Below are 23,884 nucleotides of genomic sequence, written 5' to 3'. Positions count from 1 at the left end.
GGCAGAACGCCATATTGCCTTTAATACTGACTGATAAATATATTTTCAGCCGGTGGGCCATTAATTTCATTTAACTTAAAAAATTAATGAGTTCTTTTTATTGTATAACGTGCTGCGGTAGTTCATTAGGTTTTTAACACTGTATTGTTTATTTTGTCACAAAGCCAAAGCGCGCATCGCCTGCAAACACAATTTATTTTCGATGCTATAACAATGGATTTCATGCGCGTTTGCAGTTTCTATCAAAAATATTATCAACTCACTACCCACCTTACCTTACATGTTGTACTTTACTGAACGGGATGAACAAGATGGATATCTCAGTAGCCACCGCGCCGTCCAAACGGCGCTATATCACATTGCTCATGATCTTTATTACCGTGGTGATTTGTTATGTCGACCGCGCCAACCTGGCGGTTGCGTCGGTGCATATCCAGCAAGAGTTCGGTATTAATAAGACACAGATGGGATATGTCTTCTCGGCATTTGCCTGGACCTATACCCTTTGCCAGATACCCGGCGGCTGGTTTCTCGATCGCGTCGGCTCAAAAATGACCTATTTCATTGCCATTTTCGGCTGGTCCGTGGCGACGCTCAGCCAGGGATTCGCCAATGGTTTGATTTCACTTATGGGCTTACGCGCCATCACGGGGATGTTTGAAGCGCCCGCGTTTCCAACCAATAACCGGATGGTGACGAGCTGGTTCCCCGAGCAGGAACGGGCATCGGCAGTTGGTTTTTTCACTTCGGGGCAATTTGTCGGTTTGGCTTTTCTGACGCCGCTATTGATTTGGGTGCAGGAAATGCTGAGTTGGCATTGGGTGTTTATTCTCACCGGCGGGGTGGGCATAATCTGGTCGGTTATTTGGCACGTTGTTTATCAACCGCCGAAAAAAAGCAAAGGGATTAATGCGGCCGAACTGCATTATATCGCAGCCGGCGGCGGCATTATTGACGGCGATGCGCCTACCGCCAAGGCGCAACGCATGTCCATGACCGCGGCCGACTGGAAGTTAATATTTCACCGCAAGCTGGTCGGCGTTTATCTGGGGCAATTTGCCGTAACCTCGACGTTATGGTTTTTTCTCACCTGGTTTCCCAATTATTTGACCCAGGAAAAACATATCGGCGCCCTGACCGCCGGATTTATGACTACCGTACCTTTCCTGGCCGCGTTTGCGGGCGTATTACTGTCGGGTCTCTTTGCCGACCGTATGGTGCGCAAGGGCAAAACCATTGGATTTGCACGCAAAACGCCCATCATCTGCGGCCTGTTGCTGTCAACCTGCATTATGGGCGCGAATTATACCAACGATCCTGTTTGGATTATGACGCTAATGGCTTTAGCCTTTTTCGGCAACGGTTTTGCTTCCATTACCTGGTCGCTGGTATCGTCGCTGGCGCCGGTGCGGCTGATCGGACTGACCGGCGGCGTGTTTAACTTTGTCGGCGGGTTGGGCGGCATCACCGTTCCGCTGGTGGTCGGCTATCTTGCCCAGGATTATGGTTTCGCGCCGGCATTGATCTATATCGCGGCGGTCGCCCTGCTGGGCGCATTGTCATACCTGTGCCTGGTGGGTGAAGTAAAACGCGTCGGCTGATATGGCAGACCGCTAAACCCGCCGGATGGGAAGCATCCCCAAGGAATCACCGGCATTATTGCCTGCCGCGCCGACATGGGCGGCATTATTTTTATATACGCCTTATTTTTTGGCGGCGCAGCCGCACCGTTCATTAACTATCCATCACCGATTAGGCACCTGCTCTAATGCAGGCTATCAATTTCACTCAACATTCTATAACAATAATTTATCTGGCTATATCCCATATAAAATTAAAATTCATTATGATTATTTATGCGTAACCTATCTTGTCTCACAAAGAGGTTTTTATCCTAATTGCTCCCCGCCCCTTAAAATAACTCACCATTAAAAATCAATATCAAGGTTTTTATATTTTTTTATTCATTATTCACTTTGGCCCTATTTACAGAAGGTGACGTACCGGCGTTATTATCAACTTGCATCGCACGCTGTATTTTCTGCAAATACACCCTAATGAGGTTTATTATTCACTTGATCCCCTACTGGCGTTTTTCCCCACGCTCGTTGACAGGTAATGAGATCACGCGATCACGTTCCGGCAAGATTGAGTGGCATGTTTCAAAAGGGCAGTGATTTATCCAGCGATAAATAATATTAGTGAACGAGGGGCCTTATATGAAAAGCACATTTACCCTTCCCGCGTTAGCCGTAGCCGGCATTCTGTCCTGCGGCCTGGCTAATGCCGCCGATGGTACCATCAACTTCACCGGAACCATTCTGGATACAGCCTGTGTCGTGGAACCTGCCGTCGTGGCGGTGAATATGGGCAGTTTAACCGTCGCGGCGTTTAGTGGTGTTGGCGCAACCGCGGGTTCCACGCCGTTCTCCATTACGCTGACCTCCTGCCCCGCGGGTTTAACCACTGCCCAGGTCTTTTTTTCCGGCGCTGCGGATCCCGCGGATAGCACGGTATTAGGTTTAACCGCCGGGGGAGCCACCGGCGCCGGCATCGCGCTGTTTGAATCCGACGGCAGCACCCGGGTGAATCTTGGCGCGGCGTCCGTGGCGCAGCCTGTCACCGCGGCCGGCGGTTCGCTGGACTTCGTGGCGAAGTACATGCAAACCGCGACGCCGATTGTAGCAGGTGCCGCCAATGCCACGGCGGAATTCGTCCTGCAATATCCCTAAACATAAATGCCGATGCCCTGGCCCCGTCTTTAGGTCGCCCCAGAGGCCATATTTAATCTCTATCGGTCATTACTCTTGGGCCATGGCGCGCGTAGTGGCGGATTTTTACTGGAGATGACCATGTTTCAGTGGCTGAAAGCGGTATGCATGGCAGCCGGGCTGGTTAGCGCCTTACTGGCTCAGGCCGGCGTGGTGGTGGGCGGAACCCGGGTCGTTTACGATGCCGGGAAGAAAGAAGCGTCGATTTCCGTCAGCAATCCGGACAAATCGCTGCCCTATCTTATTCAGTCCTGGATTGATAACGAACGCGATAGCGACACCCTCAGGGTGCCGTTTATCATCACCCCGCCGCTGTTCCGGCTGGATGCGGGGCAGGAAAATGTCCTGCGCATCGTGCGCGCCGGCGGCAACCTGCCCGGGGACCGCGAATCGGTGTTTTGGCTCAATATTAAATCCATCCCCGCCACCGATAAAAATGCGATCAACCAGTTGCTGATCAGCATCAATACCCGCATCAAACTGTTTTATCGTCCGCAAAACCTGGCCGGTCGTGCCGGGGATGCGTATAAAGCCCTGAATTTCTCCCGCCAGGGCGGGCAATTAACGGCGCGTAACCCTACCCCGTTCTACGTGTCGTTCGCCAGTTTGAGCGTAAGCGGCCAGGACATTACAAATCCCGGCATGATTGCCCCGCTGGGCACCCTGAGCTGGCCGTTGCCGGCCGGGGTACGCGGTAACGTGATGTGGCGGGCGATTAATGAATTCGGCGGCACTTCCGCGCCGGCCAGCGCGCCGTTGTGATGGCTTAACGACGGCACGCCCATTAGCCGGCGAATCATCCGTTTGCCAGCATGCGGTAGAGGGGGTGAATATGAAAAATGCGCTATCCCGGCTGCCTGTCAAACCGATGTTGATGAGCTGCTTCGCCTGGTCCATCCCGCCTGTTTTGCCGGTCTTATCGCTGGGTCTCGTCCCGCTGCCGTCGCCGGCGCAGGACTACTTTAATCCCAACGCCCTATCCCTCAAGGGGGCGGCAATGCACACGGTTGATCTCTCCCAGTTCTCTGATATCGGGGGACAACTGCCCGGCATCTATCGCGTCGATATCTATCTCAACGGCAATAAGGTGGATACCCGCGAGGTCACGTTTGTGGCCTCCGCGGCGGGGCTGCAGCCCGAACTCACCGCCAGGCAACTGGCGGAGTATGGGGTGAATCGCGGCGCCTTCCCGGCCCTGCGGGCGCTGCCGGACGACCAGCCTATTACCGCGCTTGGCCAGTACATTCCCGAGGCCGGCAGCACGCTGAATTTCCAGCAATTGCGCCTGGATCTCAGCGTGCCGCAGGCGGCGCTGGACAGCCAGGCGCGCGGCTATGTCGATCCGTCGCAATGGGATCAGGGGCTGCCCGCCCTGATGCTGGGCTACGCCTATTCCGGCTCTACTACCTGGTATGACGACCAGTCGGGCAGCGACGAAAACCATTATCTCAACCTGCGCAGCGGGGCCAATCTGGGCGGTTGGCGATTAAGGAATTATTCTGTTTATAGCAACAGCAGCCGGGAGCGTTCCCATTGGGACAGCATCAACACGTACGTCCAGCATGACGTGCAGTCGCTTAAGGGCCAGTTTACCGCCGGCGACGCCTACACGCCCGGGACGATATTCGACAGCGTGCCGTTTCGCGGCGCGCAGTTGGCCTCCGATGATAATATGCTGCCCGATAGCCTGCGCGGGTTTGCCCCGGTTGTACGAGGCATCGCGCAAAGCAACGCGCAGGTGACCATTCGCCAGAATAATTCCATTATTTATCAGACGTACGTCGCCCCCGGCCCTTTTGTGATTACCGATCTGTTTCCCACCGCGGCCAGCGGTAACCTGGACGTGACGATACGGGAAGCCAGCGGCGCGGAACGCCGTTTTACCCAACCGTTTTCGGCGGTGCCTATCATGCAGCGCGAGGGCAGGTTGAAATATGCCGCCAGCGCCGGCCGATACCGCTCCGCGTTTAACGACGCGCGGGAGCCCAATTTTCTTATGGGCAGCCTGATTTACGGCCTGCCCGGGGACACGTCGGTCTACGGCGGGTCAATCGCCTCGGCGGACTACCAATCCCTGCTGCTGGGGATGGGCCGTGGTTTTGGCGACCTGGGCTCCGCGTCGTTCGATGTGGCCCGGGCCAACACCACGTTGCCCGGCAGCGATGAGCGCCATACCGGCCAATCGTATCGCTTCCAGTACGCCAAAGTCTTTACCGACTACGGGACCTCTTTTACCCTCGCCGGGTATCGCTACTCCAGCAAAGGCTTTTATGACTTTGGCGATGCCAACGAGATGACCCATCAAGCCTCCGACGCCTGGCAACGGCTCTACAACAAGCGCAGCAGGATCCAACTGAATGTCAGCCAGTCTATGGGCGATGCCGGCAGTCTGTATCTGGCGGGCTACCAGCAGGACTACTGGCGGCAAAGCGGTTATCAGCGCAGCTTAAGCGCCGGGTACAGTCTTAGCCACGCCGGCATCACCTATTACCTGAATTACACTTTTAGCCAGACGCCGGGGCCGCAGGACAACGATCGGCAATTTGCGTTCAGCGTGCAAATCCCGCTCAGCAAATGGCTGCCGAACAGCTGGGCGACCTACAGCGTCAATGGCGATAACCACGGCGCGGTCAATCAGCAGGCGGGCATCAGCGGCACCCTGCTTGCGGATAATAATTTTAACTACAGCGTGCAGCAAAGCTACGGCAACCGGGGTACCGGCGCCAGCGGCAGCGCATCGGCGTCGTACCGGGGAGGGAGCGGCGAGCTCAACGCAGGCTATAACTACAGCCGACACAACCGGCAGGTAAACTACGGGGCGCAGGGCGGCGTCGTGGCGCATCCTTATGGCGTCACGCTGTCGCAATCGCTGGGCGATACGCTGGCGCTGGTACGCGCGCCGGGCGCCGACGGGGTACGGGTGGAAAACAATACCGGCGTGGTGACCGACCGGCGTGGTTACGCCGTGGTGCCCTTTGCCACCACGTATCGCCGGAATCGCATTGCGCTCGACACCACGACGTTGGGTGAGGATGTGGATATCGATATCAATACCCAGACCGTCATACCCACGCAGGGAGCGCTGGCGCTGGCGGACTTCAAGACCCGGGTGGGCAGCCGGGTGCTGCTGACGATAACATATCGGGGTCAGCCGGTGCCCTTCGGCACGCAGGTCACCCAGATACAGGCCGCCGGTGAAAGCGAAAACAGCGGTATTGCGGATGCCGCGGGCCAGGTGTACCTGAGCGGAATGCCGGAACAGGGCCGGATCAAGGCGGTCTGGGGCCAGGGCGCGGACCAGCGGTGCGAAGCCGGCTACAGTCTGCCCGCCGCGGCATCGCCAACCCCCTCGATTCGCATGGCCAGTGTGCCATGTCGTTAGGAGCCATCGTATGAAGCAACAACGCATTTTATGGTCGATAAGCGCCCTGCTGGCGACGGCGTGCGCGGCGCTGGCGTATACCCCACCGGCCATGGCCGCCTGTACCACCACGGGAGCATCGCAGACCGGCGCCCCCGTCACCTTAACGTTAGCGCGTGATAAACCCAACGGCCTGATAGGCAACCCCTATGTTTTTCCGAGCTCGGATAGATATTCGTGCGCCCCCGCCGGCATAACCCAGCAACAATTTGGGCTACAGGGAAATTCGGAAAATATCACAGGTGAGGTATCGGCTGGCCGCAACATCTATAAATTGGGTGATACCGGATTAGGTTACATCGTCTATGGCGATGTGCAGCCTACAGGAGACTGCGTAGGATCCGCCTATATAGGCACCGGCCCGCAGATGGGGGGGGATGCCAATACCGTTCAGCTATGCTCCAATCCAAGCGGCTACATCCCGCAGTTAACCGGCGGCGCAACAATCACTTTTTATAAACTCGGTCCCGTCACCCCCGGAACCCTCCCCTCGACACATCTCGCCAGTTTTATCAATGTCGTAAACGGCAGTGATTTGACTTTGCCGGCGGTATCGCTTTTCTCGGGAATTATTACCGTTATCGTCAATGCATGCTCAGTGACCAACACCGCCATTACGGTGCCGATGGGTAATGTGGATCGCGCAGAGTTTACCGCCATCGGCAGCACGGCGGGCCTGCGCGGCTTTACTATACCGCTGGATTGTAATCCCGGCATTAATGTCAGAGTGCAGTTCGACGGCATCAGCGCCGGCAGCGCGACGAACGTACTGGCGCTGAGCCCATCCTCTTCCCCCCCCGCCGCCACCGGCGTGGGCGTGCAAATACTGTATAATAGCAATCCGGTCACCCTCGGCGCGCCGCTGGCCGTTGGCACCACCACCGCGGCAGGATTTTTTAATATCCCGTTAGAGGCGCGTTATTACCAGACTGAAAGCACGGTGACGCCCGGACTCGCCAACAGCACCGCCACCTTTACCTTAACCTACCAATAAATCACGGCGGGATGAAATGGGTTGGCCTTAAAGCGGACGCCAGTGCGCAGCTCCGGCAATAATGGTAAATTGCGGGTCGCTGAATCCCGGTGAACATCTTTCTTCCGCACGGCTGTTTTCTCGGCGGTGATTTACTCTTATGATGGACCCTGGTTTGCTTGAGGACGTCCCATGATCTGGCTCATACTGGCAACGCTGGTTGTCGTTTTCCTTGTCGGTTTTCGCATCCTAAACTCCGATTCCCGCCGGGCGTCGCAGGCGTTGACCAAACGCCTGAATATCGAGCCGGTCTATGTGGAATCCATGATAAGCCAAATGGGGAAAAAAGCCGGCGGCGAGTTTGTCAGCTATTTATTACATAACAGCGAATCACATCTCGGCAACGCCGCGGGCGTGCTGCTGATCTATCAAACCTTTATTGTCGATGACGCCGAAGAGAGTCTGGCATTCTGGCATTCGGTGTTGCATAAAGCGCGGCTGCCCACCGAACTGACGCATAAACATGTCCGTTTGGCGCTCTCGTTTTTACGGGACCTTGAGCCGGAAGCAAATGATCTCGCCGCTTACCGGCAACGCTATAACGCGCGCTTTACCGATATCTTTAACCAGGTCCCCGCCGCCAACAGCAATGTGTATTATCTCGACGGTGTCGCGCCGAAGAATTAAGGCGGCAGGACGCATTTGTCCAACAGGACGGTAAACCGTTCAGCCAGGCCATCACTCTGCGGATAAGACCGATGTCTCAATGCGGGTTCAATTAACCGCGCTGTTCATTTGATGAATATGCTGATCGAAATCCCGCTGCGCCCGTTCGATGTCGGGCTGATGATCGACAGCCCAGGCATAAATCGCGGCAAACGGTGATTGCAAGGTATGCCCCAACGGCGTGAGCGAATATTCAACCGCGACCGGCGATGAGGCTATAACACATCGTTTTACCAGCCCGTTTCTCTCAAGACGACGCAGGCTCTCGGTCAACGCCTTCTGGGTTATCCCCCCCACACGCCGCTGCAACGCGTTAAAACGAACCGGCTGCTCACAAAGGACAATCAGGATCATCAGGGACCATTTATTGGCGATTTGGTCAAGAATCGGGCGCGCCGTGCATACAGCGGCAAGGGTGTTCACCGCGCATGCGGCAGCAAGGGTGTTGATAGCGGGCCGGGACATAGTGGTTTCCTTGTGTATACCTACGCGACTCAAGGTGCGTAATTGACAGTAAGTATATAAGTTATACCATCATGGTTCAAATTCAATGGAGTACTTATATGTCGAACTTAAACGGGAAAATCGCGGTCGTCACCGGCGGCGGCAGTGGCATCGGCCTGGCCATCGCACAACGCTTCGTGCAAGCAGGCGCTTATGTCTTTATCACCGGCCGCCGCCAGGCGGAACTCGATAAGGCGGTGGCATTGATCGGCGGAAATATCGCGGCGGTGCAAGGGGATGTGACGGAAATGGCGGACCTTGACCGGTTATATGCCGCGGTCAAGGCTCAAAAAGGTCGGCTGGATGTTCTGGTGATCGCCTCAGGCGTTTCCGTGCCGTCCACATTAAACGAGATAACCGAAACCCATTTCGATCTGATGTTTGATGTTAACGCCCGCGCCGCGCTGTTCACGGCGCAAAAAGCGCTGCCGCTGATGGATAAGGGCGGCAGTATGGTATTGATTGGATCCATCGCCGGATTTATCGGCACCCCCGGCTATGGCGTCTATGGCGCGACCAAAGCCGCCATGCGCTCCTATGCCAGAACGTGGGCCAACGAGTTCGCCGATCGGGGAATTCGCGTGAATACGCTGAGTCCCGGACCGATCGACACGCCAATGTTTGATCAGGTTACGCAAGAGGTTCGGAAAACCTTGATCGGCCATATTCCGTTAGGCCGTCTGGGCAAATCGGAAGAAGTCGCGGCCGCCGCCCTTTTCCTCGCCTCGGATGAAAGCAGCTTTATTACCGGGGCAGAATTGTGCATTGATGGCGGAATGGCGCAAATTTAACCGGCGGCGCCCAGGCCGGCTACATGACTATCGTCGCCACCCAACCCGTGACCCTGGCCGGCGGATACATTCCGCCTCTTTGCCGGTCCCTGCCGGCGGCTCGGGGCCGGCGCGCGTTGTTCACTTATGTCATGTTGCCGGCACCCTCCCAAATTTATTCACTGCGATGACCATGCCATGAAATGATGGCGGACTGCCGCTGAAGGGATCATTAATCGCCTCGCTGTAAGTCGACTGTAAGCCTGACGGCCTTAGAGTTGACCCCATCTTGGTCACGTCCTCCCGGCGACATCCAGACAACCACTGTGAGAGAATTCATGCAACATCGGCTCAGGATAGGGTATGCAGTAGCATCCGTAGCGTTTTTTTCCGGCGCCGCCTGCGCTGCCGGCACCGCCCCGGCGACGGCGGAGAATGACGCGACGGGCTTTTCATTTTGGAGCGATGCGCCCAACGTTACCCACTGGGGTCTTGGCATCGGCGTGGGCTATGAGCAATCGCCTTACAAAGGAGACGATGCCAGCGTCTCCCCGCTGCCCCTGATCTATTTCGATAACAAATGGATCCATCTCTTCGGCAACAAACTTGACGTCAAGATCGGCCGCTGGGATAACGTCAGCGTTACCCTGCGCGGGGAATATGCCCTGGGCGATGGCTATAAGGAATCGGATGCGCCGATACTCGACGGCATGCAAAAACGCAAAGGCGGATTCTGGGTCGGACCGGCCATGGCCTGGGACAGCGGCTACGGCACCTTCGGCGCAAACGTCCTGACGGCGGGGAATAAAGGGCTGAAAGCGGGCATTGATTACCACCGGGCGTTCGAATACGGGGACGTCACGCTCGTGCCCCACGCCGGCATTGACTGGTATAACAGTCGCTATGTGGATTATTATTACGGCGTGGAAAATGATGAAGCGCGCGCCGGACGCGATGCCTACGCGGGCAAAGCCACCTATAACTTCTCGGCGGGCGTGCGTTTCGATTACCAGCTTACGCCGCACCAAAGCCTGAGCCTGGACGCCGGCGTCTCTCATCTGGGCGGCGGAATCACCGACAGTCCATTGGTTGACAGGACAGTGATCCCCGAGGCCCGGTTCGGCTACCTTTATCGTTTCTAACGGGAAAACACGACATGGCGCGTATCGCACTTATCGAGGATAACGAGCGTCTGGCGGCCATGATCGGTCAGGCGCTGTCCGGTGCCGGGGTGGAAACCGATTTTTTTTATACCCTGTCGCAGGCGAAATACGGCGTAAAGCAGGCTGATTATGCCGTGCTTATCATCGATCGCGGCTTGCCCGACGGCGACGGATTGGATTTTTTAAGGGAGTTGCGGGCCACGGGATATATGACGCCCTGCCTGATCCTGACCGCCCGGGATGCCTTGCACGATAGGGTCGACGGACTGGAAAGCGGCGCAGACGATTACGTTACCAAACCGTTCGCCATGAGCGAACTGGTCGCGCGCATCCGAACGCTGATGCGGCGGCCGGCTGAAACCGCCGGCCTGGTATACGCCTTCGCCGATATTACCCTTGATCCCCGGGAACCGACGCTGTACGGCGCAACGCAGTCCGTTTTGCTCGCCCCCACCGAGCTGCAAATATTGCTGGCGTTGCTTAAGGCGGGCGGGCAGACGGTGCGTCATGCATCACTGGAACACGCGGCATGGGGATTAGGGGAAGCGGTCACGCCGAATGCGCTGGAAGTCACCGTTCACCGGCTACGTAAAAAAATGTCCACCGCGGGCGTGGCCGCCCAAATCGTAAATGTCCGTGGCGTCGGCTTCGCCCTGGCCGTGAGGACGGCCTCCCGCGATGACGGCGGGCTTGGCTATGCTTAAGAAATTTCTCCGTGCGCAATGGATCCGTTACTGGACATATAGCCTGTCGGCAAGATTATGGCTGACCAGCATTGCGGTCCTGGCGGTCAGCCTGTCGTTTATCGCGGCGCTTTACCTCTACGCGTTAAATCAGTTTCCCCGGGAAATGTGGCAGAAAGATAATAACCAAAAAAACGCGCTGCGGGTTTCCGCCGGCTTACAATACAACGAACTGGGCATGCCCGTCTCCGCCAGGCTGGATGAACAAACGGCCTGGCTATTCGCTATCGCCCCCACCGAAGTGATGTATCGCGTGTTTGATAACCACGGCACATTGATGCTCAGCAGTGGGAAAGACAACAGCGGCCTGGCATGGGGCAAGGGCCGGCTGGCGGATCTGGCGGATTCCCATCAGCGCGTGACCATCAACGGCAGGCCATTTGATGTAATAACGCTTGCAACCGATCACGGGGGAAGGCGCTTTTACGTGCAGACCGCGACCAGCGACGTCTTCGGGGAAAATGTGGCGAATATGAAATTCGCGCCGTTGCCGGAGATCATCGCCTGGAGCATATTAATCGCGACCATCGCGTTCGGCCTGGCATTCCCTTTTACCATACGCCGTGTGCTCTATCCCCTGAAAGTGGCCTCCGAGGCCGCCATGTCGATCACGCCCGCTAATTTGCAGACACGCTTAAACGATCGTGATATTCCCAGTGAAATCAAGCCGCTGATTGTCGCTTTTAACGCCGCCCTGGCGCGACTGGAAACGGGTTTTATCGCCCAGCAGGATTTCCTCGGCGCCGCGGCGCACGAGCTGCAAACTCCGCTCACGTTACTGCGGGGACAAATTGAGCTGCAGCCCGAAATCGAAAATAAAAACCTGCTGTATCGGGAAATCGATCTGATGGCGCGTCAGGTCCGCCAGCTATTGCACCTGGCGGAGGTGAGCGAATCGCAGAACTATAGCTTTGGCGAGGTGGACCGGCTTGCCGTAATGCGCGACGTGGCATCCTATCTGGACCGCAAGGCCGCGGGCAACCGTATCACGTTGCGCCTGTGGCTGCCGGATACCCTGCCGCCGATACACGCGGATAAAAGCGCGCTGTTTATCTTGCTGAAAAACATCGTCGAGAATGCCATCCACTACTCCCCGCCCGGCGGTACCGTTGATATTCTGGCCGACGCCGCCTCCATCCAGGTCTCGGACAACGGGCCTGGCCTTAAAGCCGATGAAGCGCCGCGGGTGTTTGACCGGTTCTGGCGCGCGCCCGGCGCGGTACATGGCGGTACGGGACTGGGACTGGCCATCTGCAAAGAGATTGCCGTCGCCCATCACTGGCAGCTTGATGTCAAAGCCCTGCAGCAGGGCAGCCGATTTATTTTGCGGTTCTAACGCTTATGGCGCGGCAATATCCTGCCGGCGCCGGCAGGCGGCAAAATATCGCAGCGCATGTCGCGCTAAGATAAAAATAGAAATGAAAAATCGGTATAACCTGCGTTATTTACTTAATATCGACAGTTAAATTATACTGACATCGTTGTCGTATTTGGGGCCAGTCGCGTTATTTGGGCGGCAACGGCGATGCCGCGCGCTATTTGAGCGCGGCGTTACCCTTATATTTTTTTGAATATTTAAATATAATTTTAGGATGCATCTTAGAGACAGGGGAATATTCCAGCCGGAATCCCGCGCAATCTAACGAAACGGCGAGAAAAAATGCAATTTGCCTCGCATCACTGAAAAAAAATATTCAGAACTGGCGCAAACCTGTATATGCTGAGGGTCGCTCCCGTCGCCTGAGGCATACTGCGTGAAATTAAACTCCCTTTTCCTGATAGCGGGTTTGCTGTTGGCCGGGTGTGCCAAACAACCCACAGAGCGGCCTGTCGCCATCGTTACTCCCCCCCAGCCGCAGCAAATGTTGCCGCAGTCAGCGCCCAAGGGAATCTATGGCGGCTATATCCACGACTCCGCCAGCATTTACGGCGTCGATGAAACGCTGGTGAAAGCCATTATTCAGGTAGAGTCGGGTTATAATCCCAGCGTAATCAGCAAATCCAACGCCGTCGGGCTTATGCAGCTTAAGGCGTCTACCGCCGGACGCGATGCCTATCGGTTAAAAGGCCGCTACGGCCAGCCGAGCGTCCGTGATTTAAAAGACCCCGCCACGAATATTGATCTGGGCACGGCCTATATCAGCATCCTGCAACGGCAGTTATCCGGCATCCACAACCCCGAGACGCTGCGTTACGCCATCGCGGTCGCCTACGTTAACGGCGCGGGCGCCCTGCTGCGCTCGTTCTCAAGCGATCGGGACTACGCCATAAACAGAATCAACCAACTGACGCCGGAACAGTTCTACCAGCACATCCAGGAAAAACATCCCCAGCCGCAGGCGCCGCGATACCTGTGGAAGGTAAAAAACGCCTATCTGGCGATGCGCTAAGACTCTAAGTGCTTTGTCTCCGCGGTGCGCGGCGCCGCATTATTTCCCGCTATAGCGCTTATCTGCCCCGCGAGCCAGCGGCGGCCTGCATCGGCGTCATTTCTGGCATGCCATAACAGCGACAGGTCAAATCCCGGCAGCGCCAACGGCGGCGGACTGGCGCAAAAAGCGACATTGCGCATCCACGCCTGCGCCAATGCTTGCGGTACCGTGGTCAGCACCGGCGTATTCTGTAATATCCCCGGCAATGAAGAGAAGTGCGGCGTGGTATAACTGATGCGCCGTTCCATGCCCTGTTGCGCCAGCATATCGTCCGCCACGCTGCGCGCCCTGGAGCGATAGGTCACCAGCAGATGTTCATATCGCAAGTAATTGTCAAGGGAGAGCGGGGCGGGCAGCGGCAGCTGACGCGGATGCCATAATACCAGGAATTCCTGGGATAGCAGCTTCTCCCGCCGTAGCCAGGGGGCCTGATCGCTGGTGACTGAAACCACCATATCCACCTCGTGCTGCTCAAGAAAAGCCGGGTCCTCAAAGGGCGTGGTGGCGATAACGTTGATTCGAATAGCCGGCGCGTGCGTCCTGAGCTGTTTTAACAGCGGCGGCATCAGCCAAATCTCTACCCAATCCGTCATTCCCAGAGTGAATGTCCGCTGGCTCGCGCCGGGGATAAACTCATCGGAATTAAATAAAATCGACTGGATCTGTTCAAACTGCGGCGCAAACCGCTGGGCCAGGAAATCCGCCCTGGCGGTGGGTTGCATCCCGCGGGCGGTACGGATAAACAGCGCATCGTCAAATAACGCGCGCAGCCGGGCCAGGGCGCTGCTGACCGCCGGTTGCCCCAGGAAAAGCTTCTGCGCGGCCAGTGAAACGCTGCGCTCCCGGTACAGTACCAGGAAAGTAATCAGCAGATTCAAATCCACACCACGAAAATCATTTTCGTTGATATTCATAATTACTCCAATCAATTTGATCAATACTATCGCCGACCAGATACTTTAGCCATTGATTTATGTCGTTTTAAAATGGAAGGTAATGATGAAAAGAGTCAACAAGGTCAAGGTCGCCGCCGTCTTTATGCTTGCTACGGCGCTCTCACCCGCCCTGGCGCTGGTGCCCGCCGCCGCGACCCCGGTGGCGCAGCAAAAACACCAGGCTCCGGGCTTTTATCGTATGATGCTGGGCAAGTTTGAAATCACCGCCGTTTCCGACGGCACCGTCACCATCCCCCTGGACAAGCTGTTGCTGGACATCACCCCCGCCATGCTCAAACAGCGCCTGGCCGATGAAGATATGTCCGCCAATGTGGAAACGTCCATTAACGCCTATGTCATCAACACCGGCAGCAACCTGATACTCGTCGATACCGGTTCCGGCCCGCTGTTTGGCAACAATGGCGGACGTCTGCTGGAAAACCTGCGCGCTGCCGGTTATCCGGCGGAAAAGATAGATACCGTCTTGTTAACCCATATTCACGCGGATCATTCGGGCGGATTGGTGCATAACGGCCAGTACGCTTTCCCCAATGCCACCGTTTGGGTTAATCAGCGGGATGTCGACTTTTGGCTGAATCCCAGGAATATCGGCCAGGTGCGGGAGAGTGAAAAGCATACCTTCGCGGAATCCGCGTCCTCCTTCCGCCCGGTAATCGCCGCGGGAAAATTAAAAACCTTCACCGGTCAAACCCAGCTGTTTCCCGGCATAAACGCCATCCCCGCCCCGGGCCATACGCCGGGCCACACGCTTTATATGATAGAAAGCGCCGGCCAGAAGCTGTTGATCTGGGGCGATACCATTCATTCATCCGCCGTGCAATTTCCCGATCCGGACACGACGATTACCTATGACTGGGACAAGACGCAGGCGGCCAAATCCAGGAAAGCCATTCTGGAGGAGGCGGTAAAAAATGACTATTTGATTGCCGCCGACCATATTGCTTTTCCCGGCCTGGGCCATGTGAAATACCGGGATAGGACGGGCGATCGGCGGGGTTACCGGTGGGTGCCGGTGAATTACAGCCTGGCGGGATTAGAATAACCGCGGCACGCGCGCGCATGCCTTAGCGGATGCGCAGCTGCCCGGCGAAAGTTCGCAACAATAAATCGATCTTGGGGGTCAGTTGCTTATTTTTCGGCCAGGTAATATGCAAAGGCAGGCCGTCGACCACGGCCTCGGGCAGGACAGGCACCAGTTTGCCCTCATCAAGGCTTTTGCTCACCAGCCAGGTGGCTATTTGCGCCAGGCCCGCCCCCGCCTCGAGGGCCGCCACCTGCGCTTCGCTGTCGCTGACCATCATATGATGCGCGATCTCAAGCCCCCTAGTCCGCCCCCCCTCCGCCGGCAATAACCAGCGCGCCCCCGCGCCATCGCTTTTACCATAGACCACGCAATCATGATCGCTTAACGCCTTCACGGTGAGCGGTACGCCCCGGGATTTCAGATAAGCGGGCGCGGCGCAGAAAATCAGGCGTTCGGTGCCCAGGTAGCGGGAGCCGATCGCCGGCGGCAAATCGCCAACGCCGCCGATACGCACCGCGACATCCACGCCCTCGTCAACCAAATCGACAAAACGATCGGTAAAGGTGATATGGGGCCGCAGATGGGTATGCCGCCGGAAAAACGCGATCAATATCGGCATCACGATAAGGCGGCCGAACGAGGCCGGCAGATCGATACGCAGCCGGCCCATGGGCGTATGGGCATGGGACGCCAATACCGCCTGGGCATCGGCCAGGTCGTTCAATACCCGGGTACAGGTGGCGAAAAACGCCTGTCCGGCATCGGTCAGGACCAACCGGCGCGTAGTGCGCTCAAACAGCCGTGTGTCCAGGCGTTGTTCAAGGCGCGCCACGCTTTTACCCACCGCGGAACTGGTGAGGTTCAGCTGTTCGGCGGCGGCGGCGAAGCTGCCGTACCTGGCGGTGTAAACAAACGCGCTCAGGCCTTTCAGACGTTCCGTGGGATGCATATTATCAGGGATAAAAATTCTCGAATGGAAGGAAACAATAGCCGGGATAAGAATTAAATTCCAGTCTAAGCTGAAGACCTGGAATGATAATGGGAGATAAGCTATGCAACATCGTGCCTTAATCGTCGGCGTTAGCGGCATTATCGGCAGCGCGCTGGCAGTGAAATTATTGCACAGTGGGTGGCGGGTCTACGGTTTATCCCGTGGCCGCACGCCGGTGCCGGAAGGCTGCGAAGCCATCGTTGCCGACCTCACCGACGGGCAGTCCGTGACGGCGGCGTTGAAAGATCTTGCGGTCGATCGCGTGTTTTTCACCGCCTGGTCGCGTCAGGCTACGGAAAAAGAAAATATCCGCGTGAACGGCGCCATGGTCAGTCATGTCCTGGATGCGCTGGGCGCCTCTATGGCAGGCGGCCATGCCGCGCTGGTCACCGGGCTGAAACATTACCTCGGTCCCTTTGAGGCTTATGCCACCGGCGCGGTCCCCGTCACGCCCTTTCGCGAAGAACAGGGGCGGCTGCCGGTGGACAATTTTTATTACGCCCAGGAAGATCGCCTGTTCGCCGCGGCCAAACGCCATGGCTTCACCTGGAGCGTCCATCGCCCGCATACCATCGTTGGTTATGCCATCGGCAATGCCATGAATATGGGGGTAACGCTGGCGGTTTATGCCACGCTGTGCAAATACACCGGCCAGCCGTTTATTTTCCCGGGTTCCGCCATGCAATGGCACGGCCTGACCGATATGACCGATTCCCGGCTGCTGGCCAGTCACCTGGAATGGGCCGCCACCCATGACCAGGGGAAAAACCAGGATTTTAACGTCGTAAACGGCGATATCTTCCGCTGGCGGTGGATGTGGTCGCAGATAGCCGATTATTTTGGCGTGTCGCCGGCGCCGTTCCCCGGCCAGGCGTCACCGCTTGGCGAGCGCATGCAGGACGCGCCGGCGCAGTGGACGGACATTGCCGCGCGCTTTGGCCTGCGCGAGGCCAATATCGATAACCTGGTCTCCTGGTGGCATACCGACGCCGACCTCGGCCGGCCGATGGAAATCGTGACCGATATGAGCAAAAGCCGTAAGGCCGGTTTTACCGGCTACCAGGATACCCGCGACAGCTTTATCGACCTGTTTGACCGTCTGAAAGCCGAGCGTATTATCCCGGCGTAACCGCCAGATCCCGGCGGCCCGGTTATGCCAGCAGCCGGATAGGCCGGCCGGCGTGCCAGGCCAGGATATCCTCGATCATATCGCTGAAGAACACCTGGTAGCTTTCACGGGTTACGTAGCCGATATGCGGCGTCGCCAGGACATTATCCATGGCGCGAAACGGATGCGCCGCCGGCAGCGGTTCCTGGTCAAAGACATCCAGGGCCGCGCCGGCGATGCGCCGTTCGTGCAGCGCGGCAATCAGCGCCGCCTCATCAATTATCGGTCCGCGCGCGGTGTTGACCACATACGCCGAGGGTTTCATCAGCGCCAGCGATGGCGCGTCCACCATTGCGCGGGTGCGCCCGCTCAATACCAGATGGACGGATAAGACATCCGCCTGTGCAAACAGCGTTGCTTTATCAACATAGGTCACACCTGATTCGGCCGCCCGCTCAGCCGTCAGGTTTTCACTCCAGGCGATAGTCTCCATGCCGAAGGCCTGCGCATAGCGGGCCACCTTCCGGCCTATCTTGCCCAACCCCAGGATACCGAGCGTGCGGCCGTGCAGGCTGGTGCCCAGCCCCTGCTGCCAGCCGCCCGACCTCAACGCAGTCGCCTCCGCCAGCAGGTTGCGGGTAAGCGCCATAATCAACGCCCAGGTCAGTTCGGGGGTGGCATAGGGATTGCCGTCGGTGCCGGCGACGCTTATGCCCAGCTCTCCGGCGGCGGCAATATCAATCGCGGCATTTTTCATGCCGCTGGTCACCAGCAGCTTTAACTGCGGCAACTGCATCATGAGCGCGCGGTCAAAACGGGTCCGCTCACGCATGGCGCAGATAACGTCATAGCATTGCAGCCGTGCGGCCAACGCCGCGGTATCGGCGGGGAACTCGTGCAAAAATGTCACGTCGCCGACCGGCGTCAGCGCAGACCAGTCCACGACCTGACCGGCGACGGATTGCCAGTCGTCGATAACCGCAATACGTACAGGGGATAATTGGCTCATTTTATTCCTCGCAGTGGCACAAAGGATGGCAGGAAAATATCATCGGCTTTTCCGGCCGGTCATGCCAGCGCGAACTTACTGACGCTTTGCCGCAAACGTTGGGAATGGCCTATAAGCGCATCGGACGCTGTGGCGCACGCCAGGGTCAGCAGGTTGCTTTGCGCGATTTGATCGTTGAGCTGTTTAATTTCACCGGCGATGGTATTCACCCCTTCGCTTTGCGACGCGGCGTTGCGCTGCAGTTCATCCAATAACAATGCCACCCCCTGCACCGCCTGGACAATATCGTGGTATACCCGGTCCAACGCTTTTACCCGGCTGAAACCGCTGTCGATGTGCCGGTGGGTGGATTGGATCAGCATATCGATATCACGCGTCGACCCACCGCTTTTTTGCGACAACAGGCTCATTTCCCGCGCCACCACTGAAAATGTGCGGCCGTTTATCCCTGAGTGGGCCGCTTCGATGGCCGCGTTCAACGACAACAGTTTGGTTTGCATGGAGATACCGTCGAGGAAGGTCACGATACCGGCTATTTTTTCCGACTCCGCCACGATCTCATGCATTTTTTTATCAACCTCCGTCACCATCTCGCCACAGCGCCGGGTCAACGCCTCCGCATCACTCATATGACGTGTGGCATTACCGGCGAACTGCGCTCCGGTTTCCGCTTCCTGCGCCACATGGTTTAACCGCTCGCCGATAGTTTGAAAAGCCTGGGTCTGGTGCCGGTTATGCTGGCTGACGCGCTGGTTATGACTGGCGATGTCGCCGGCGCCCTGCATCACCAGGGAAGATATTTCATTGATTTCATTGACGATATGTTGCAAGCCCAGTTGCATCTGGCCGATACCTTGATTCAGATCCACGATCTCCCGCGACTGCCAGCGGGAGGCCGTCATAGGTTCGCTGAGGTTGCCGGTAGCAATCTGCGCCATATGGCGCAGGGCGTGGTCGAGAGGCATGATAACGGCATAGGACAGGGCCAGGCCGGCTAGCGCCAGCAAACCTGCCAGCAACGCCGAGATACCAAGCGACAGGCTGCGACCGGTGGTCAGCGAGGATAATATCGCTTGGTTAAAGCGCCCGGCTTCGGCGGTATCCTGGCTTAGCCGCTGATAAAACGCCGTGTTGAATTGTTCCTGAAACGCCTGGATGGGCACCATGAAAAACGAATCGATATTATCCGCGCGCAGTCCCTTTAACTGCTCATTCAGCCCGTCAAACACCAGGGCGAAATTCTGGCGCAGAGCGGCGTCGTTATCCTGCGCGCCATCCAGCTTTTGATAATCGGCAAAAAAGGACTGAGCCGCTTTTAGCGCTGTGTCGGCGCTGTCGGCCAAGGCCTGCCAACTGCCGACGGAGCCGCTTTGTTTATCCTGCATAAAATAAACGCCGGCGCGATTGATATTATCGCTGGCGGTCAATAATTCTATACGGGATTTATTCATTAACGCCTGACGTTCCGTCATGGCGTGGGCGGTGGTGATATTGCTTTTCATATGGGTGACCAACTGAGAAAGCAACGCGATAGAGAGGCATTGCAACAGACAAAATAGCAACAGGAACAGGACAAACCCGCCGCGCAGGCTGGTCATCCATTGCGGCGCGTCGATGCGCGGCAATCGCCATCTGCGGCCCTTGAAACCACCTTGACCAATAACCAACATGATTTTATCCATCATAAATAAAATGCAGTATTCGGCGGCTTGATGTCAGTGATGTTACAGCGGGGCAATCGGGGCGGTAAAAAACCGTATCCCCGGCGCTAAGTCAAATAAGCGGCAGGATATGCGGCATGGGTAACGCAATGGATAACGCAATAGGACGGTCTTGATCCGCGGCGTTCGCAACGCGCGCGCCGGGGGTTAAGGGGCGAAGAGAAGGGAGATCGTCTGGCGGCGGGACGGTGGGCGCCTAGCGGCGGCCGACACTTTTCCGGCAGCCACCAGGCGTTACTCAAAAAGGATTGACGTTAAAATGTTTCCCAATTTTCGTTAAGTTTTTCCCGGCCAGCCGGCGTTTTTAATCCGTCCTTTGGCGCCGCGGCGCAAGACGATATCGAGGTGTCTGTTTTCAGCAATCGCCCCGCCGCCGGCAATTGAAATACCGACACGGTTTCCGTCAGCAAACGGGCCTGCTCTTCCAACGATGCCGCCGCCGCCGCGGATTCCTGCACCAGCGCCGCGTTTTGCTGGGTTACCCCGTCCATTTCCGCCACCGCGGTGCTGACCTGGCTGATGCCCCGGCTCTGTTCTTCCGAGGCCGAGGAGATCTCGCTCATTAAATCCGTCACGCGGTTTACCGCCTGCACAATACTGTGCATGGTCTCGCCGGCGCGCGAGGCCTGCACGGACCCCGTGCTTACCCGTTCAACCGACTCCGCAATCAGCCCTTCAATTTCTTTCGCCGCCTGGGCGCTACGTTGGGCCAGACTGCGCACTTCGCCCGCCACCACGGCGAATCCACGACCCTGTTCCCCCGCCCTGGCCGCCTCCACCGCGGCGTTTAACGCCAGGATATTCGTCTGGAAGGCAATGCCGTTGATGACGCCGGTGATATCGGCAATTTTTTTCGAACTGGTGGTGATGCTGCTCATCGTGGCCACCACCTCATCGACGATTTCGCCACCTTTTTTAGCGGTATTGGAAGCATCCTGTACCATTTTATTGGCCTGGAACACATTTTCCGTATTTTGCTTAACCGTCGCGCTTAGCTGCTCCATGCTCGCGGCACTCTCTTCCAGGGCCGCCGCCTGTTGCTCGGTGCGCGAGGAAAGATCGGTATTGCCCCGGCTGATTTCCCCCGCGCCCTGGTAAATGGAGGCGGAACCGTCGCGAATGGCGGAGACCGTGCGGATCAGGTTCTGTTGCATTTCCTGCAAATAGGGGAATAGCAGGCCCACATTGTTACGGCCGAACACGGCGATGGTATCGCCCAAATGTCCGCCGGAAAGCGTGTGCAGCTGTACTTTAAACCGTTCCAGCGGCTTAATCATGCAGTTGACAAGATAGCGGTCGGTCAGGACCAGGATGATAAGTCCGGCCACGATGGCCGCAATCAATATTTTTTTGCACCAATCGACCACCACCGCCACCTGCAGCGCGCCTGCCTGCGACATGGCCTCGCTTTTGAATTTTTCCGCCGCCGCGCCGAAAGCCTGGCTGAACGGCGGTGATTGCGTCCGGTATATGCGGCGGTATTCATCCATATTTTTCGCCTGGGCCGCCTGCAATAAAGGCTCCATTCCCTGATTAATAAGCTTGGTCCAGCTGCTGATGATGTTTTCAGTTACCGCGGGGTCAATAGAGGGATGTTGCCGCGCTTTGAACTCATCAAGCGCCGCTTTGGTGCTCTGCATGGCGGTAATAGCCGTCGCCAGTACCTTATCGGCATCCCCTATTTCGCCAGTCTGGACATAATCCATGGCCCGCGACAGGCGCGTAACGGTGCGAAAATACTGGTCGTTGCCGTGGGTGACAATATCAATGTCTTTCTTCTGATCTTCACTGACTGCTAATAGATGGTTTACCTGATTCAGCGAGGACAGGGTAAATGCGGAAACCCCACCCCACAGTACCATAAAAAAACCAAGTGTTATTAAGAGTATAACTCGAATACTGGTATTTTTTAGAACACGCATAGGTACTGCTCCTGTTAATTATTTCTATGCTGGCTTGTGCGCATATGTTTGGCATGCATGGAGGATGGGGGGAAGCGTAAGAACATTTATTGCACCATTCATGCCCAGCCCAAACTGGAAATGATTTTTGCGCGCCGATCTGTCCGTTTAATGAAATCAAATATTGTCCACACCCTGTGAAACGACTTATCTGAGATACAATGGTTATCGGCAAACGTTAACAAAGCTTGATAGAAGATGAAGAAAAAAAAGATCAAAAACAGACAGTTAGCTAGGCGTGTACTCGGCTGTTAATAAATAAGGGTTTTAGGGGTTTTTTCCCCTTTAATTTCACGAAAAAAATATACGTATTATCTTATATGAGCCGCTAATGGGCGGCGGCATTGGGCATATTCAGCGCAAATACCGCCAATGTAATCCCGGTATAATTTGCCGGTGATGATCCTTACAGCATAACGCCCGCCCGGTCCGAACGGTTTGCGCTAGTGAAAAAAACCTCGCCCTTTTCACGGTCGCTGTCGCTACCCGCATCGGCAAACAGCGTTACCACCTGTTGATCGGGACCCAGCGTTTGCGCCAGGCGGCAAGCGCTCTTCCAGTTAGCCGCCGATGAGGCGCCGATGCGTATGCCGGTCAGGTGATAAAATTCATACATTGCCGCCAGCGACTCTTGCCAGCCAATCAGGCTAAACGGCAGCACGTCGAGCTGCATGCGGCTGATAAACGGCTGGCGGAAACCAAAGCCCATGCCGCCGGCACCGGCAAATTTATCCCGGCCGTTAGGCGGAGCCAGGGTGCCGAAAGGCAATTCCCTGGGCGTGGTGCCCTGCACTTTTAGCGCCGGATTATCCTGCGCCAGCGCGGCGTATACCCCGGATAAGGTCCCGCCGGTGCCCACCGCCGCCACCCAGCCGCCGGCCTTGTCGCCGCGCAGCTGACGGCGGATTTCCTGGCCGGTGCCGTGTTGATGTACGGCGACATTCACCAGGTTCCGGTGTTGGGCAAGCAGGGTCCAGCCGGGGTCCGCCAGCGCAATTTCCTCGGCGCGGGCCATTAATCCCAGCAGGAAATACCGGGAGTCCACCAGGGTCAGCCCGGCGTTGGCTTCCCGCAAGGCCTTAACCAATACCTCCGGCGAGGAGTCCGGGATAACCAAATGCACGGCGATATCGCACATATTGCCCAGCATCGCCAGCGCGCGGCCCATATTACCGCCGGAAGCATCAAGCAGCTTCAGCGGTCCCTGGTGAAAATCGTGCTTGTTTACCGCCTCGCAAAACATGCCAAACGCGGTGCGGTCCTTGACCGATCCGAAGGGATTTTCAAACTCCAGCTTCGCCATTATGCTGGCGCCGCCCTCAGGACCGGGTACCGGCATCAACGTGGTATTGCCCAAGGCTGCATGAAAAGAGGACAGTTGGGGAAACATATCCAGTGCCTTAGAGGGATCCGGCGCACGATCAATATCGTTGAATAATTCCAGGTTCATCATCGTTCCTTGAAAGAATCTATTATGCGGGAGCATAATTATCCTATGATTAACATCATGATCAATAAAGAATTATTCAATAAGTTATTTTTCTCGGCTCCCCTTTGCCGCCTGGTTATTTCATATAAAAGCGGCCAATATCGTCTCTGTCTGGCGCGACG

General features: G+C 56.7%; 20 protein-coding genes. 13 read left to right on the top strand and 7 right to left on the bottom strand.

The annotated features are described in order from the left end of the window. The first annotated feature begins 311 nt into the window (after positions 1–311). The 6 genes from ACL2XF_RS24560 (at position 312) to ACL2XF_RS24535 (ending at position 7,852) form a co-directional block, all read left to right on the top strand. The gene (locus tag ACL2XF_RS24560; RefSeq protein ID WP_413727672.1) at positions 312–1,601 is read left to right on the top strand and encodes an MFS transporter; all 1,290 of its coding nucleotides are present in this window, start codon (positions 312–314) and stop codon (positions 1,599–1,601) included. A gap of 618 nt (positions 1,602–2,219) precedes the next feature. After that, complete coding sequence (locus ACL2XF_RS24555; RefSeq protein WP_410013509.1) at positions 2,220–2,732, top strand: fimbrial protein; 513 nt, start codon at positions 2,220–2,222, stop codon at positions 2,730–2,732. 114 nt (positions 2,733–2,846) lie between these two features. Further along, positions 2,847–3,533 (top strand): molecular chaperone, encoded by a 687-nt coding sequence (locus tag ACL2XF_RS24550; RefSeq protein WP_410013508.1) that lies wholly within the window; start codon positions 2,847–2,849, stop codon positions 3,531–3,533. Positions 3,534–3,603: 70 nt separating this feature from the next. Next, positions 3,604–6,153 (top strand): fimbria/pilus outer membrane usher protein, encoded by a 2,550-nt coding sequence (locus ACL2XF_RS24545; protein WP_413727671.1) that lies wholly within the window; start codon positions 3,604–3,606, stop codon positions 6,151–6,153. Between the two features lie 10 nt (positions 6,154–6,163). Continuing rightward, the gene (locus tag ACL2XF_RS24540; RefSeq protein WP_413727670.1) at positions 6,164–7,186 is read left to right on the top strand and encodes a fimbrial protein; all 1,023 of its coding nucleotides are present in this window, start codon (positions 6,164–6,166) and stop codon (positions 7,184–7,186) included. Positions 7,187–7,357: 171 nt separating this feature from the next. Then, on the top strand, positions 7,358–7,852 hold the full coding sequence (locus ACL2XF_RS24535) for a DUF1198 family protein (RefSeq protein WP_410013505.1): 495 nt from the start codon (positions 7,358–7,360) through the stop codon (positions 7,850–7,852). 87 nt (positions 7,853–7,939) lie between these two features. Here ACL2XF_RS24535 and ACL2XF_RS24530 read toward each other — a convergent pair whose 3' ends face one another. Next, on the bottom strand, positions 7,940–8,356 hold the full coding sequence (locus ACL2XF_RS24530) for a winged helix-turn-helix transcriptional regulator (RefSeq protein ID WP_413727669.1): 417 nt from the start codon (positions 8,354–8,356) through the stop codon (positions 7,940–7,942). Between the two features lie 98 nt (positions 8,357–8,454). Between ACL2XF_RS24530 and ACL2XF_RS24525 the strand changes: the two genes are divergently transcribed. The 5 genes from ACL2XF_RS24525 (at position 8,455) to ACL2XF_RS24505 (ending at position 13,461) form a co-directional block, all read left to right on the top strand. Continuing rightward, complete coding sequence (locus ACL2XF_RS24525; RefSeq protein ID WP_413727668.1) at positions 8,455–9,186, top strand: SDR family NAD(P)-dependent oxidoreductase; 732 nt, start codon at positions 8,455–8,457, stop codon at positions 9,184–9,186. 317 nt (positions 9,187–9,503) lie between these two features. Further along, positions 9,504–10,307 (top strand): MipA/OmpV family protein, encoded by an 804-nt coding sequence (locus tag ACL2XF_RS24520; RefSeq protein ID WP_410013502.1) that lies wholly within the window; start codon positions 9,504–9,506, stop codon positions 10,305–10,307. Positions 10,308–10,321: 14 nt separating this feature from the next. Continuing rightward, positions 10,322–11,032, top strand: coding sequence for a response regulator transcription factor (locus tag ACL2XF_RS24515; RefSeq protein WP_413727667.1), 711 nt, complete (start codon positions 10,322–10,324; stop codon positions 11,030–11,032). Continuing rightward, positions 11,025–12,407 carry a sensor histidine kinase gene (locus ACL2XF_RS24510; RefSeq protein ID WP_413727666.1) on the top strand — a complete coding sequence of 461 codons (1,383 nt, stop codon included), beginning with the start codon at positions 11,025–11,027 and terminating at the stop codon, positions 12,405–12,407. The genes ACL2XF_RS24515 and ACL2XF_RS24510 overlap by 8 nt, the downstream gene beginning before the upstream one ends. 418 nt (positions 12,408–12,825) lie before the next feature. Next, positions 12,826–13,461 (top strand): transglycosylase SLT domain-containing protein, encoded by a 636-nt coding sequence (locus ACL2XF_RS24505; RefSeq protein ID WP_410013499.1) that lies wholly within the window; start codon positions 12,826–12,828, stop codon positions 13,459–13,461. Here ACL2XF_RS24505 and ACL2XF_RS24500 read toward each other — a convergent pair. After that, the gene (locus ACL2XF_RS24500) at positions 13,458–14,417 is read right to left on the bottom strand and encodes a LysR family transcriptional regulator (RefSeq protein ID WP_413727665.1); all 960 of its coding nucleotides are present in this window, start codon (positions 14,415–14,417) and stop codon (positions 13,458–13,460) included. The genes ACL2XF_RS24505 and ACL2XF_RS24500 overlap by 4 nt on opposite strands. An 82-nt stretch (positions 14,418–14,499) precedes the next feature. On the opposite strand from ACL2XF_RS24500, the gene ACL2XF_RS24495 reads away from it, so the two are divergent. Beyond that, positions 14,500–15,501 carry an MBL fold metallo-hydrolase gene (locus ACL2XF_RS24495; protein ID WP_413727664.1) on the top strand — a complete coding sequence of 334 codons (1,002 nt, stop codon included), beginning with the start codon at positions 14,500–14,502 and terminating at the stop codon, positions 15,499–15,501. A 22-nt stretch (positions 15,502–15,523) separates the two neighbouring features. Here the strand turns inward: ACL2XF_RS24495 and ACL2XF_RS24490 are convergent, their stop codons facing one another. Continuing rightward, positions 15,524–16,432 (bottom strand): LysR substrate-binding domain-containing protein, encoded by a 909-nt coding sequence (locus ACL2XF_RS24490; protein WP_410013496.1) that lies wholly within the window; start codon positions 16,430–16,432, stop codon positions 15,524–15,526. A gap of 103 nt (positions 16,433–16,535) precedes the next feature. Between ACL2XF_RS24490 and ACL2XF_RS24485 the strand changes: the two genes are divergently transcribed. Continuing rightward, positions 16,536–17,603: an SDR family oxidoreductase gene (locus ACL2XF_RS24485; RefSeq protein WP_413727663.1), complete on the top strand. Its 1,068-nt coding sequence runs from the start codon at positions 16,536–16,538 to the stop codon at positions 17,601–17,603. A 22-nt stretch (positions 17,604–17,625) separates the two neighbouring features. Here the strand turns inward: ACL2XF_RS24485 and ACL2XF_RS24480 are convergent, their stop codons facing one another. From ACL2XF_RS24480 to ACL2XF_RS24465, 4 genes are all read right to left on the bottom strand, one after another. Beyond that, on the bottom strand, positions 17,626–18,591 hold the full coding sequence (locus tag ACL2XF_RS24480; protein ID WP_413727662.1) for a D-2-hydroxyacid dehydrogenase family protein: 966 nt from the start codon (positions 18,589–18,591) through the stop codon (positions 17,626–17,628). 59 nt (positions 18,592–18,650) lie between these two features. Continuing rightward, the gene (locus tag ACL2XF_RS24475; protein ID WP_413727661.1) at positions 18,651–20,261 is read right to left on the bottom strand and encodes a methyl-accepting chemotaxis protein; all 1,611 of its coding nucleotides are present in this window, start codon (positions 20,259–20,261) and stop codon (positions 18,651–18,653) included. Positions 20,262–20,566: 305 nt separating this feature from the next. Continuing rightward, entirely contained in the window at positions 20,567–22,234 is a 1,668-nt protein-coding gene (locus tag ACL2XF_RS24470; RefSeq protein ID WP_413727660.1) for a methyl-accepting chemotaxis protein, read from the bottom strand. 445 nt (positions 22,235–22,679) lie between these two features. Next, entirely contained in the window at positions 22,680–23,726 is a 1,047-nt protein-coding gene (locus ACL2XF_RS24465) for a pyridoxal-phosphate dependent enzyme (RefSeq protein ID WP_410013491.1), read from the bottom strand. Positions 23,727–23,884 lie beyond the last annotated feature (158 nt).

It is taken from the genome of Sodalis sp. RH19 (assembly GCF_047324215.1).
In the GTDB taxonomy this organism is placed as follows: Bacteria; Pseudomonadota; Gammaproteobacteria; order Enterobacterales; family Enterobacteriaceae; genus Acerihabitans.
This window is presented reverse-complemented; position numbering and strand designations above follow the sequence as displayed.